Genomic DNA, 13,193 nt, shown 5'->3' with positions numbered 1-13,193 from the left:
TAATGAAAACTGAGGTTTTATTATCAATTAAATACGTATAAAATTTATAAATGATCGCAAGGTTGTCATTTATTAAATAAATATAGGTATTTGTGAACATTCATTTGTGAATACTTGAATCTAGAGAGAGGCGTTAAATGGGTAGTTATTTCTTTCTTCAAGTATTCAACGTCGTTTTTGCACTGTCGATAGCCACAACCATTTTTAATAAGCGTGTATTGGGTTTTCCTCAAGCCATTGGTGTACCTATTGTTTCGGCTATTTTTGTATTTATTTTACAGTGGGCTGCTAACTTACTCGGTGACAATCAATTTATTACGATTAATCTGCAAAACATTGAAACCGCCGTCCGTAAAATCGACTTCTATGACTTTTTGGTCAATGGTGTGATTTGTTTTATTTTAACGTCTTCTGCTTTGAAATTTAAGGTTTCTGATCTACAGGTTTATTGGAAGCCTATCAGTATATTGGCCACTATTGCACTCCTCATTTGCGCTGCGTTGTTTGGTGGATTGATCTTTGGATTTCAATATTTAATCGGTAATCCCGTGCCGATTTTAGTGCTGTTATTACTCGGTTCGGCACTTGGTGCAACGGATCCGATTGGTATTAAAGGGGTATTAAGTTCAGTTCGAGCTCCGCATCATTTAATAGTGAAACTTGAAGGCGAATCATTATTTAATGATGCAATGTGTATTGCTGTCTTCATGACTTTATTAAATGTATTGGAAGGAGAGCATTTTAGTTTATTGGCAACTTTACAGACATTGTTGTACGAGATTGTTGTAGCCGTTGCGATCGGATGGGCTTTTGGTTGGGCCATTTTACGAATACTTCGTGGTAAGCATGAAATGGAATCCTTGATTCTGACAACGGCACTCTTGGCCTGTGGTACGTATTTGGTTGCCTTATTTGCACATGCTTCAGCGCCGATTGCTTGTGTTATAGGTGGGCTCATTGTTGGTAATAGATGGAAAGAAATATTACAAGATCGTGAAATACGAGAAGTGAATCATTTTTGGCATACCGTTGAAGGGATTATTAATTCATTCCTGTTTACGCTAATCGGTTTAGAGTTATTCATATTAGATTTAAGCGCCAGTATGATTCTGGGTGGCATTGTTGCATTTATTCTGTTGCATCTCTCACGCTTTGCAGCCAATTATCTTTCTTTTGCATTTTTCCCATCATTTAGAAATAAAAGTTATAACGGCAGCTTGGCTATTCTGTCATGGGGTGGTGTGAGAGGTGGTATTTCCTTAGCATTGGTATTGGCTGTTGCAAATGTGCCACAGTTAAGTGAGTACAGCAGTATATTGATTGGTTATACATTTATCGTTGTTTTACTTTCTGGTTTGGTCTGTGGTTTGGGCTTGCCTTCAGTGATGAATGCCTTCTACTACAATCCGAATGAAGAAACAGAAGGCTTTAAAGGCTGGTATCAGCGTCTGTGTAATAAAATGAATCGGAAGGGTTTTAAATATCTTGTCGGTGAAGATGCACAAGGCAATGAGATAATCACCATTTATAATCCTGAAGTTCAATTAGATAAAAAAGCCGAAGATGGTGTTGCATCTGTTTATCATCCTGCTCAAGCAGAAGAAATAACACGTTTAGAAAATCCTAATAATTTTTAAAAACGTGATTATATTATTTTGCTTTATTTTAATTAAAACCCGCTGAGTTTAGATCGAAAATGATGGTTATTAATATTAAATGATTTTAAGAGCGTAATGGTATGAGCTTAATTGACGCACCTCATGGGTCAGATTAAAAATTTAAGCTTTGATACAAAATTGTGCCATCAAAATTCAGATGAACCTCATTAATTACATGATCAGCTTTATGCGTGTTTTAAGAGAGTAAATACTTTTTAACATGATAATACAAACAATCCATAAAACTGAAAATGTGTGAAAATTTGATTATTTTGAAAAAAGAATTTTTTTTGTAAACAATAAGTTATTGATATGACTAAAATTTAAAAATAACGGTTACAAAAAATACAATTTGTATATTTTGGAATTAAGTTATTGATATTTATAATTTATTTTAATAAATCGTTCAAAATATAACATAAAATTTATGACACCTATCACCTATCTATTAAAAAAATAAAAAAGTGTGATATAAATCACAAATTATATAAAAGTATTTGACCTGTACACCATTTTTGATTTTTTGAAAATGGTTAGAATAAAATCAATAAGAGACCAAAACTATGCAAAATATCTCAATTATCTCCAAGGAGAGTCACCAAGTTTTAGAAAAAGTGACCTCTAATAATGTGGGGTTAACTGAAAATTCAGTTGTTCTAGTGCAAGTATCAAAAGAAGATGTCGCCTCAATCACTCGTGAAAATAATAACGCACTTATTAACCTTCGAAATGGTGAAGTCATTGTACTTCAAAATTTCTTTAGTCCAGAATTTCCTGATAATAGTCTTGTGTTTGAAGATCAAGATGGTGCTTTAAACTGGGTTAAGTTTACAAACGCAGACGGCACTATTGCTGAAACGATCCAATATTATCCAATTCAAGAAATCGAGCCACTTTTGTATTCAGATAACTTTGTAGGTGGGATTCTACCATGGTTAGCTGCAGGCGGTGTTGCAGGTGCGGTTGCAGCAGCTGCTAATGATTCGAACTCTAAACCCACTCCTCCAAATCCAGATACTGATTCTGACGCCGATTCTGATGCTGACGCCGATGCAGATGCAGATGCCGACGCTGATGCTGATGCTGATGCCGACGCAGATGCTGATGCAGATGCAGATGCTGATGCCGACGCAGATGCGGATGCCGACGCTGATGCCGACGCAGATGCTGATGGTGATGCCGACGCGGATGCTGATGCCGACGCGGATGCTGATGCCGACGCAGATGCTGATGCCGACGCAGATGCAGATGCTGACGCTGACGCGGATGCTGATGCCGACGCGGATGCTGATGCCGACGCAGATGCTGATGCCGACGCTGATGCCGACGCTGATGCCGACGCTGATGCCGATGCTGATGCCGACGCTGATGCTGATGCCGACGCGGATGCAGATGCTGATGCCGACGCTGATGCTGATGCTGATGCTGATGCTGATGCTGATGCTGATGCTGATGCCGACGCAGATGCGGATGCAGATGCGGATGCGGATGCTGATGCTGATGCTGATGCTGATGCTGATGCCGATGCTGATGCTGATGCCGACGCTGATGCCGATGCCGACGCTGATGCTGATGCTGATGCTGACGCGGATGCTGATGCTGATGCTGATGCTGATGCCGATGCTGATGCCGACGCTGATGCCGACGCTGATGCCGATGCCGATGCTGATGCCGACGCTGATGCTGATGCTGATGCTGATGCTGATGCTGATGCTGATGCTGATGCTGATGCTGATGCCGACGCTGATGCAGATGCAGATGCCGACGCTGATGCCGACGCTGATGCCGACGCGGATGCTGATGCCGACGCGGATGCAGATGCAGATGCGGATGCTGACGCTGACGCTGATGCTGATGCCGACGCTGATGCTGATGCCGACGCAGATGCGGAAGCTGATGCTGATGCCGATGCTGATGCTGATGCCGATGCTGATGCTGATGCCGATGCTGATGCTGATGCTGATGCCGACGCTGATGCCGATGCCGATGCCGACGCTGATGCTGATGCTGACGCGGATGCTGATGCTGATGCCGATGCTGATGCCGACGCTGATGCCGATGCTGATGCCGACGCTGATGCTGATGCAGATGCAGATGCAGATGCTGATGCTGATGCCGACGCTGATGCAGATGCAGATGCCGACGCTGATGCCGACGCTGATGCCGACGCGGATGCTGATGCCGACGCGGATGCAGATGCAGATGCAGATGCGGATGCTGACGCTGACGCGGATGCTGATGCCGACGCGGATGCTGATGCCGACGCAGATTTAGATGCTCTTGAAACGCCAAAAATATTTGACGATGTTGAACCCCAAGTAGGGCCAGTATTAGAGGGTGAGGATACTAACGACACACAGCCAGCGATATCGGGTGCAGGTGCTAAAGCGAACGCTAACATTAAGGTGTATAACGGCGATCAATTAATCGGAGAAACAGTTGCACTTGCGGATGGAACGTGGAGCTTAACGCCTGCTGTACCTTTTGTAGATGGTTCTTACAAGATTAGTGCTACTCAAACTGTGGGTGGTAAAGAAAGTGATAAATCACCATCGATTAATTTTAATGTAGACACTAAGTCGCCGGACAAAATCACCATTGATCCGATTGGTAAAGTGGATGGTGAAACCAACATTGATAAGCCCAAAATCACGGGTGATTCTGAGCCTAAGTCAACTGTAGACATTAAAATCATCGACAAAGACGGAAAAGTTATAGATCAGAAAACTGTGCCAACAGATGATAAAGGCAAGTGGGAATATACGCCTGATAATCCATTCAAAGAAGGTGATTTTAAAATCATTGTGACACCTATTGATGGCGCAGGTAATAAAGGTGAGGAAACTGAGAAAAACTTTGTAATTGATCTCACAGATCCTGAGGTGGATATTGATCCAATCAATTCTCCTGCTTCATTAGATTCAATTACACCTGTAGTCGCAAAAAGTGCAATTACACCATTAATTCTTAAATCGGAGACTTCTGCAGTGGCTTCTATAAAAAATACAACACCAACATTTACAGGTACAACGAAAGACAGTTCACGCGTAGAAATCGTAATACGCGATAAGGATGGTAAAGTTGTAGCGTCTGGTACAGCTACACTTGAAAATAATAAGTGGTCTTTCAAAACTCCAGTAGAGTTAACTGAAGGTAATTTTACAATTGAAGCAACTGCTTTTGATAAAGCAGGGAATAATAAAACAGCTAAAACTAATTTTACTGTCGATATTACGCCTCCATCAATTGAAATGAATGAACTTCCATTAACGAACTTATCTGTTCCAACTTTCCAAGGTAAAACGAAGGATGGCGCTACTTTAGTTAAAGTTGATATTAAAGACACAACAGGTAAAGTTGTTGAGACAGCCAATGTTAAAGTTGCTGCTGATGGGTCATGGTCATATGTGCCTAAAACGCCACTGGCTGATGGTAATTATACTGTTGAAGCTACGGCTACTGATGCTGCTGGAAACCTAAGCCCTAAAGCTAAAATAGACGTTACTGTAGATACGATCGATCCTGACGTTACGATCGACCCAGTATCTGATTCTTCTAATGTTCAGCCAGCTATTACGGGTAAAACTGAACCAGGTGCTAAAGTTAATGTTGAAATCGTAGACAAAGATGGCAAGGTTGTAGCAACCGGCCCTGCAACAGTTAATCCAGATGGTACTTGGTCATACACGCCTACAACGCCATTGGCTGAAGGGAAATATTCAATTTCTGCCGAAGCAACGGACAAAGCGGGTAATACTGGTAAAACCAAAGAGTCTTTAGAGCTTAATATTGACACGACGCCTCCAAGCGATAAAGACGTCACCGTTAATCCAATTGCTGATACAAACGACAAGACTCCAGAAATCACGGGTACAACAGAAGCAGGTACGACTGTGACTGTAGTGGTACGTGACAAAGACGGTAATGTTGTCGCGACAGGTCCTGCGACAGTTACGGATAAAACGTGGACGTATACACCAAGCGCTGATTTGAAAGATGGCGATTACACGGTGACTGCTGAAGCGAAAGACAAAGCTGGAAACACAGGTACGTCTAAGCCAGTCACTTTCGAAGTCGATACTGTTGCACCAGATGTATCGATTAATGATCTGAAAGATACGAATGATACAACACCAACTGTTTCAGGTAAGACTGAGCCAGGTGCTAAAGTTAATGTTGAAATCGTAGACAAAGATGGCAAGGTTGTAGCAACAGGTCCTGCAACAGTTAATCCCGATGGTACTTGGTCATACACGCCTACAACGCCATTGGCTGAAGGTGAGTACAAGATTAAAGCGGATGCAACTGATGCTGTAGGCAACAAAGCAACAGCAACAACTGATACAGGCTTTAATATTGACACTACGCCTCCAAGCGATAAAGACGTCACTGTTAATCCAATTGCAGACACGAACGACAAGACTCCAGAAATCACGGGTACAACAGAAGCAGGTACGACTGTGACTGTAGTGGTACGTGACAAAGACGGTAATGTTGTCGCGACAGGTCCTGCGACAGTTACGGATAAAACGTGGACATATACACCAAGCGCTGATTTGAAAGATGGCGACTACACGGTAACTGCTGAAGCGAAAGACAAAGCTGGAAACACAGGTACGTCTAAGCCAGTCACTTTCGAAGTCGATACTGTTGCACCAGATGTATCGATTGATGATCTCAAACCTACAAATGATACGACACCTACTATTTCAGGTAAGACTGAGCCAAGTGCTAAAATTGCAGTAGTGATTACTGATGAGACTGGAAAAATTATTTCAGAAGGACAAGCGACTGTTAATCCGGATGGTACTTGGTCATACACGCCTCCAACACCATTACCTGAAGGTGATCATAAAATTGAAGTAACGCCTTCAGATAAAGCAGGAAATCAAGGAAGCAAAGTTATTGCTCCGCTTGTAATTGATACTACTCCACCTGATGACGTAACTATTGATCCAATCGGTGGGGATGATTTTGAAAGTAATGATTCGAAACCTAAAATCGATGGTCAAGGTGAACCAAACTCTAAAGTAGATATCATTATTACTGGACCAGATGGTTTTGAAGAAAAAGTGACTGTACCTGTTGATGATAAAGGTAATTGGACACATACACCTACGGCAGATTTGAAGGAAGGTGATTATAAAATTATAGTTACACCTATAGATGAAGCTGGGAATAAGGGTAATACGACTGAACAAGAATTTTCAATTGATTTGACAGATCCAGAAATCGATTTCGATCCATTTGAGCCAGTTATTCCTTTTGTAGGATTTGATGATTTAAATTCTGATGGCGAATTGGCGTTTGATGAAGTAATTTTCGTAAAATCAGCTGCTTTAGCAAGAGTCGCTGACCCTGTAGACGTTAATGCTGGGCCAGTCTTGTTTGCTAATGATCCTTCAATTGCTTATACAAATAATCCACAACGTACATTTGCTGGACCTTCAAAAGATGCAAATGTAATCACTGTTGTATTCAAAAATGCGGCTGGTCAAATTGTTGATAGTGGATTTGCTGATATTAAAGGTGATCGTTGGAGTTACACTCCGAAGCAGCCGTTAGTAGAAGGTATCTATACAGTTGAAATACAAGCCAAAGACAAAGCGGGTAACACAAGTAAACCTGCTATACAAAAGTTTGGTGTTGATATTACTGCACCTGATTTGAATATAAATGAACTTAAACCTACAAATGATGCGACGCCATTAATTTCAGGTAAAACAGAAGCAAACACGACTGTTAAAGTTGAAATTAAAGATGGCAATGGCGTAACAGTGGATACTGGTACAGCGGTTGTAGATGGTTCTGGTAACTGGACTTATGTTCCTCCAGCAAATATTAAAGATGGCAATTACACAGTACAAGCGACATCGACTGATAGTGCTAAGAATCAAACTACTGCTTCGCAAAAATTGACAATTGATACTGTTGCACCAGGTCTTGTTGTGATTAATCCAGTGGTTCAAACGGGTAATCTAAAACCAGCACTCACAGGTACAGCAGAAGCAAATGCGATTGTTGATTTGATCATTAAAGATGCAACGGGTCGCGTTATTGACCAAGCTAAAGTTCAAGTAAATCCGAATGGTTCTTGGTCTTATGTTCCAACTAAAGATTTACCAGAAGGTACTATCCTTGTTGAAGCTAAAGCGACAGATAAAGCGGGTAATACAGGTCAAACTTCTAGTACGAGCTTCATTTTAGATATAACTCCACCAGATGCACCTACAGCAAATTTCAATGCTGATGGCTCTTTGGTGAATGGTACAGCTCAACCGTTGTCAACAGTAAAAATTAAAGATGCAAGCGGTAATGTAATCGGAACTGCTGTCGCAGCGAACAATGGACAATATTCTATTAAACTATCACCTAGCTTGAATGATGCTCAAAAAGTATCTGTGACTGCTACAGATTTAGCAGGGGAATCACCAGCTAAATTCTTAACAGCTCCAAATATTCTTGTGGATGCCGTTGATAATGTAGCTAAAGCTGAAATCGAGTGGTCATATCCTGTTCAAACCAATACAAAAACTGATGCCATTAAATACAGTTGGTTTGCTTCATTAGTTGGTTTGGTGCTGGGTCAAAAATCTGGTGAAACCACGATCACTATTAAAGAGACTACTGATTTACAAGTTCTCATTAAAAGTAGTGCGATTGGGGCAATTTTCCAATCTGTTGATTACCGCTTCTTGAAAAAAGAGGGTAATAATTGGGTCGATCTGAGTCAGAGTAAAACAGGCGGAATTTTTGACTTTTTTGGTATATTCCCGAATAGGGATGGTTTTACTGCAAAAGGTTTAGAACCTGGTGAATATCTCCTTCAAGTAAGTAATAAGAATGCTGCTGCATTATTTGGTAACATTAGTGTTGATTTAATTTCAACGACTAAAAATACTTTTGGTGAAGCAAAAATCGATAATGTGAAATCAATTGATGGAAATGTAATTACTGATTTAGACCCAGTATTTGGTAAAGATCTTGTGGTTTCAGGTGCTGTTGTTAAAGCTGTGAACGGTGTAGTTCTAAATGGCTTAACTTCAGTTAAGGGCGAGTATGGCACATTAAGTATCCAGTCAAATGGTTCATATACTTACAAACCAAATAGTGATTTGAAAGCTATTGGTAAGACGGATGTATTTAATTATACGATTACTGATCCAGTAACAGGAAAATCTGATACAGCGAGTTTGGTTGTTCAAATTGATTCTAAGTCTGGTGGTGCCTTGGCATGGAGTAAATTTACCCCTGAAGCGAATGCAAATGATGCTCAAGCACTTGCAAATGAATCTGCTGGTAAGTTTAATTCAACGTACTTAAATGAAACTGTTTCGGCGAATGGTCTAGATAAGTTGATCTTCAACGTTCTAAACAAAAATAGCCAAAACGGCGGTAATGGTGTCGATACGATCAATGATTTCAAACTGGGTAGCAATGTGAAGATTGATGTTTCTGATTTGTTATCTGATGATGCGACTAGTCAAAACCTCAATAAATTCATCTTTGTTGAGAAAGACGGTAACAATACTAAGTTAAGTATTGACCGTGATGGTACAGGTACGACGTTCAGCAAAGTTGAACTCATTACGTTTAATAATACGGATGTATCGCTACAAGAATTGTTGAATAAAAACCACTTATTGTTCTAATTTGAACTTAAGTTAATTGAATAAGAGAGGATCCTAGGATCCTCTTTTTTTATATCTGATTAATCGTGTCGTTTAAAATGAACCAAAATATAATTTAATGAAGAAAAGCTGATTCAAATAAAAAGTTCGTTAAGTAAAATTATTTTGAAGTTTTAAATTCAAAAATATATTGAAGAATTGAAGAATTGAAGAATTGAAGAATTGAAGAATTGAAGAATTGAAGAATTGAAGAATTGAAGAATTGAAGAATTATTCTGATGTATTAAGATTTAAAATTGATGCTGAGTGTTAAATTTAGTGGCTTAAGAAAATAAAGATGATCGGATCGTAACACCTCGAATTCACCTAATCACTTTAAGCCACCATATTCAAATGAATGTATATACTTAATGCGTATTGTCAAAAAAACTATTTCTTACTTAAGTTTTTTAAAAATTCTAGATAATGATTCACTACAATTTGTTCCTGTTCAAGAATCGGGGTATGACCGACATCTTTTAAAATAATAGGTTCCTTTGCATTTTTAAGTAAGCTTTTTAATTCGCCTGCGGCTTCAACATTAATAATTTGATCTTTATCTCCCCATAAAATTAATACAGGTTGATCGATAGATCGAGCTGCAAGCGCAAAGGTTTCAGGCGTATAGGTTTTAGACATTAAGATGAGTTGTTCAACCAATTTGGTATTGTTGGCAACATTTGAAATCATTAATTTTTCTTGTTCAACTTTTAATTCATTGGGAATAAAAGGAGGCATATGAGCAGCAATTTTAAATAATCGATCAAAATCTCCAGGTTTAGAAACGATGAAGTTTCTAAGTAAATTTGGATCTTTTAAGTAAGGTGTGTTGCCCGTTTTGAATACGCCAGCGGTGTCTACAAGAAATAGAGATTTAGTATCTATTGGATATTGTGCAGCATAGAGTAGTGATACAGCTCCGCCCATAGAGTGACCAGATATATGTAAATTTGGATCAACGTCTATTGCTTCAATAAAGCGACGTAATTTTTCAGTTAAATTGGGAATTGAATAGTCAAAATCATTCGGAACTCGACTGTCTCCTTGGCCGGGTAGGTCAGGAATAATCACATGGTAGTGTGGCGTTAAGTAGCGGGCTACTCGATTCCAGTTGTCTCGACTTCCAGCAAGTCCATGCACCAAAAGAACCACAGGTTTACCTTTTGTGCCACCTTCGCTATATGCCCAATCTATATCTGCGACTTTGACACGTTTGCTATTGAGTCCTGCCCAAGCACGTTCTTGTTGTAAGATACTTTGAATATTGATGCTTGGAGCAGCAGCATAACTGTTCACTGGTAATGTCGTCATTGCTGTACCTAAGCTCAACGATACGGCAAAGACAACATGATGAAAATTCCATTTCATTATTTATACTCATTGATTGTTATATTATTTAAGTTTTAGATTAGGCGACTGCTTATAAAAATACATTTGCCAAAACCTCCAACCATTTCTACTTTGGGTCAATTCAATTATGACAACACATTCTTCATCAGATGAATTGGCACAGGTTATTCTGAGCACTGTCGCATTAATTCCTTATGGAAAAGTCGCAAGCTATGGTCAAATTGCTGCAATGGCAGGCTTACCAAGACATGCAAGGTTGGTAGGCCGTGTATTGAGTCAAATGGATAGTTCAAGTGAATTGCCGTGGCACAGGGTTATTAATTCACAAGGTAGAATTAGCCTAAGTAGACTTGATGATTTTGGCTATAACGAACAACAAGCCAGACTGATTGCTGAAGGGGTAGACATTGTGAATGGCAAGATTAGCTTTAGAAAGTTCGGATGGCATACCGAATAATGTTGAAAAAAATATTGTCATTAATATTTGAAATTTTAGAATTTTGAATTAAAAATTTAAAAAATATATTAACATCAAAAAATCCTCAACCAGAGTTGGCTGAGGATTTTGGATTTATTTAGACTCAGAAACTACGTAGATTCAGAAACTATTTAAAGTTAAAAACCTTAGATTGATATGCTATTAAACTAAGAAATTACGACTGTTTAACCACAAATACAGGGACGTCGACTTGTGTAATTAAGCTTTGAGCAACGCTACCCATAAGTAACTTTTTAATTCCGCTGCGACCATGCGAACTAATGACAACCAGATCAATACTTAAGTCATCAACCGCTTTTAAAAGAGTACGATGAATACTTTCTCCCTCCAGCATTTGTGTTTCAACAACGACTCCCGCAGCTTCAAATTGAGCTTTGGCTGTATCAAGATTACCGCGTATAAAATTTTTAGCACGATCAATCATTTGATTGGATTGTCCAGCTGAAAGATATTCCGCTGCTATATAGGGATCAAGTGTCATCACTTGCACAACAGTAATTTTACTATTAAATGCTTTTGATAATTCAACCGCATGTTTGACAACATTTAGCGAAATTTCTGAACCATCCACAGGTACGAGTATGTTTTGATACGACATTTTTATCTCCTTATCACCGTTATATAATCTGTTTTAAATATGAACATTTGAATATTATAATTTCTTGATCATATACTGGATTTATTTAAAACAAAACCTAGTAAATTCATAGGGATAATTGATATTTGAGTGTTGGTACACTCTTTATTAATTTAACATGAGATTGAACATAAGTAATTCAAATTGTTGAAGCGAATCAGTTTGATTGTAAGTGCTTGTATTTATGAACTTGTTATTCTCATTTTTGAGATTTAAATATTAAACGAAAGAGATCATCATGAGTCTAAAGTCTAAAGTCTAAAGTCTAAAGTCTAAAGTCTAAAGTCTAAAGTCTAAAGTCTAAAGTCTAAAGTCTAAAGTCTAAAGTCTAAAGTCTAAAGTCTAAAGTCTAAAGGTGATTGAATATTGTCTGTATTTGAGTGAAAGAAAGATATTTAAATGAAATGACGAGATATCGATAGGCTTGTTTAATCAGTCATTTATAAACAACCAACTCTTCATCAATATGACTTCATCCTTGCCTTCGTCTTGAAGATGAAAATTTTGAATATCAATTTATTATCTTTATATCTTCATTTGCAGATTGATGTATGAGTTCAATATTCAATAAGTTAATCGTTACGTGCTCAAAGCTTGAATTTTCGAGTTAATTCTAACTACAATTGAATTTAGAAAATAATATGTATTAATTAAAAATATCTATGAATCAAATATTTTCAGAAAATAAAGTAAAGTGGATTTCTATCGTTTGGGTTGTTCTTGTCTTTGTGCTCATTCTATTTAAATGGAATAAGCTGCCCTTACTTGAATTGAATGAAATCGGAGATTTTCTTGCTGGTGTATTTGCACCATTGGGCTTTTTTTGGTTAGTTGCTGGGTTTTATCAAAACTCTAAAGCCTTGAGAATGCAAGCTGATGAATTGCAAAAATCAACTGAGGCAATGAATTTTCAAATCGAAGAAATGAAAGAGTCCGTTGATCAACAAAAGATCATGGCTGAATTATATCGATTAGAAGTTGAAGAGCGTCATCATTCAGTGATGCCCATTTTGAGGGTATCTGCAGAATTAAACATTCATAATTTTGGTGGAATTATTCATTTTTCTATTAAGAATCAATCGAATAATGAAGCAAGAAATATCACTATACAAAATAATAGATCAGATAAAGAGGATGATGATTCTCAAACATTTGAAATATTACTCAATGGCAAATCTAGGGTCGTTAAAAATGCGTTGACTGAAAATGAGATAGCTTTATATGAGCAAAATACTCCATTTAAACGCATCATTCTTTTGAGTTATGAAAGTATTTTAGGTCGAAAATTTCATGCAGAATATTTGCTCGAAATAGGGAAGACGATACATCCAACACATCAAAGAATTATGCGAGTGAAATAATAGATTTGAAAGGCTTAT

The 13,193-nt window shown here is 38.4% G+C and carries 6 protein-coding genes; 4 read left to right on the top strand and 2 right to left on the bottom strand.

What is annotated here, in order from left to right:
* Positions 1-137 precede the first annotated feature (137 nt).
* Positions 138-1,637, top strand: coding sequence for a cation:proton antiporter (locus V5M36_RS11255; protein WP_338559018.1), 1,500 nt, complete (start codon positions 138-140; stop codon positions 1,635-1,637).
* Positions 1,638-2,221: 584 nt separating this feature from the next.
* Positions 2,222-9,310, top strand: coding sequence for an Ig-like domain-containing protein (locus V5M36_RS11250; protein WP_338559016.1), 7,089 nt, complete (start codon positions 2,222-2,224; stop codon positions 9,308-9,310).
* A gap of 408 nt (positions 9,311-9,718) precedes the next feature.
* Here V5M36_RS11250 and V5M36_RS11245 read toward each other — a convergent pair whose 3' ends face one another.
* Complete coding sequence (locus V5M36_RS11245) at positions 9,719-10,696, bottom strand: alpha/beta fold hydrolase (protein WP_338559014.1); 978 nt, start codon at positions 10,694-10,696, stop codon at positions 9,719-9,721.
* A gap of 109 nt (positions 10,697-10,805) precedes the next feature.
* Here V5M36_RS11245 and V5M36_RS11240 point away from each other — a divergent pair, with 109 nt between their 5' ends.
* Complete coding sequence (locus tag V5M36_RS11240) at positions 10,806-11,135, top strand: MGMT family protein (protein WP_338559012.1); 330 nt, start codon at positions 10,806-10,808, stop codon at positions 11,133-11,135.
* 196 nt (positions 11,136-11,331) lie between these two features.
* Here the strand turns inward: V5M36_RS11240 and V5M36_RS11235 are convergent, their stop codons facing one another.
* Positions 11,332-11,775: a universal stress protein gene (locus V5M36_RS11235; protein WP_338559009.1), complete on the bottom strand. Its 444-nt coding sequence runs from the start codon at positions 11,773-11,775 to the stop codon at positions 11,332-11,334.
* A 701-nt stretch (positions 11,776-12,476) separates the two neighbouring features.
* Between V5M36_RS11235 and V5M36_RS11230 the strand changes: the two genes are divergently transcribed.
* Positions 12,477-13,175 (top strand): hypothetical protein, encoded by a 699-nt coding sequence (locus V5M36_RS11230; RefSeq protein ID WP_338559007.1) that lies wholly within the window; start codon positions 12,477-12,479, stop codon positions 13,173-13,175.
* Positions 13,176-13,193: the final 18 nt, after the last annotated feature.

This window comes from Acinetobacter sp. KS-LM10 (assembly GCF_036896575.1).
GTDB classification, from domain to species: Bacteria; Pseudomonadota; Gammaproteobacteria; order Pseudomonadales; family Moraxellaceae; genus Acinetobacter; species Acinetobacter avistercoris.
This window is presented reverse-complemented; position numbering and strand designations above follow the sequence as displayed.

What these genes read in the sequence shown, in the direction of transcription:
- V5M36_RS11255 (WP_338559018.1), top strand. Translation starts at nt 138, where the DNA reads ATGGGTAGTTATTTCTTTCTTCAAGTATTCAACGTCGTTTTTGCACTG.
- V5M36_RS11250 (WP_338559016.1), top strand. Translation starts at nt 2,222, where the DNA reads ATGCAAAATATCTCAATTATCTCCAAGGAGAGTCACCAAGTTTTAGAA.
- V5M36_RS11245 (WP_338559014.1), bottom strand. Translation starts at nt 10,696, where the DNA reads ATGAAATGGAATTTTCATCATGTTGTCTTTGCCGTATCGTTGAGCTTA.
- V5M36_RS11240 (WP_338559012.1), top strand. Translation starts at nt 10,806, where the DNA reads ATGACAACACATTCTTCATCAGATGAATTGGCACAGGTTATTCTGAGC.
- V5M36_RS11235 (WP_338559009.1), bottom strand. Translation starts at nt 11,775, where the DNA reads ATGTCGTATCAAAACATACTCGTACCTGTGGATGGTTCAGAAATTTCG.
- V5M36_RS11230 (WP_338559007.1), top strand. Translation starts at nt 12,477, where the DNA reads ATGAATCAAATATTTTCAGAAAATAAAGTAAAGTGGATTTCTATCGTT.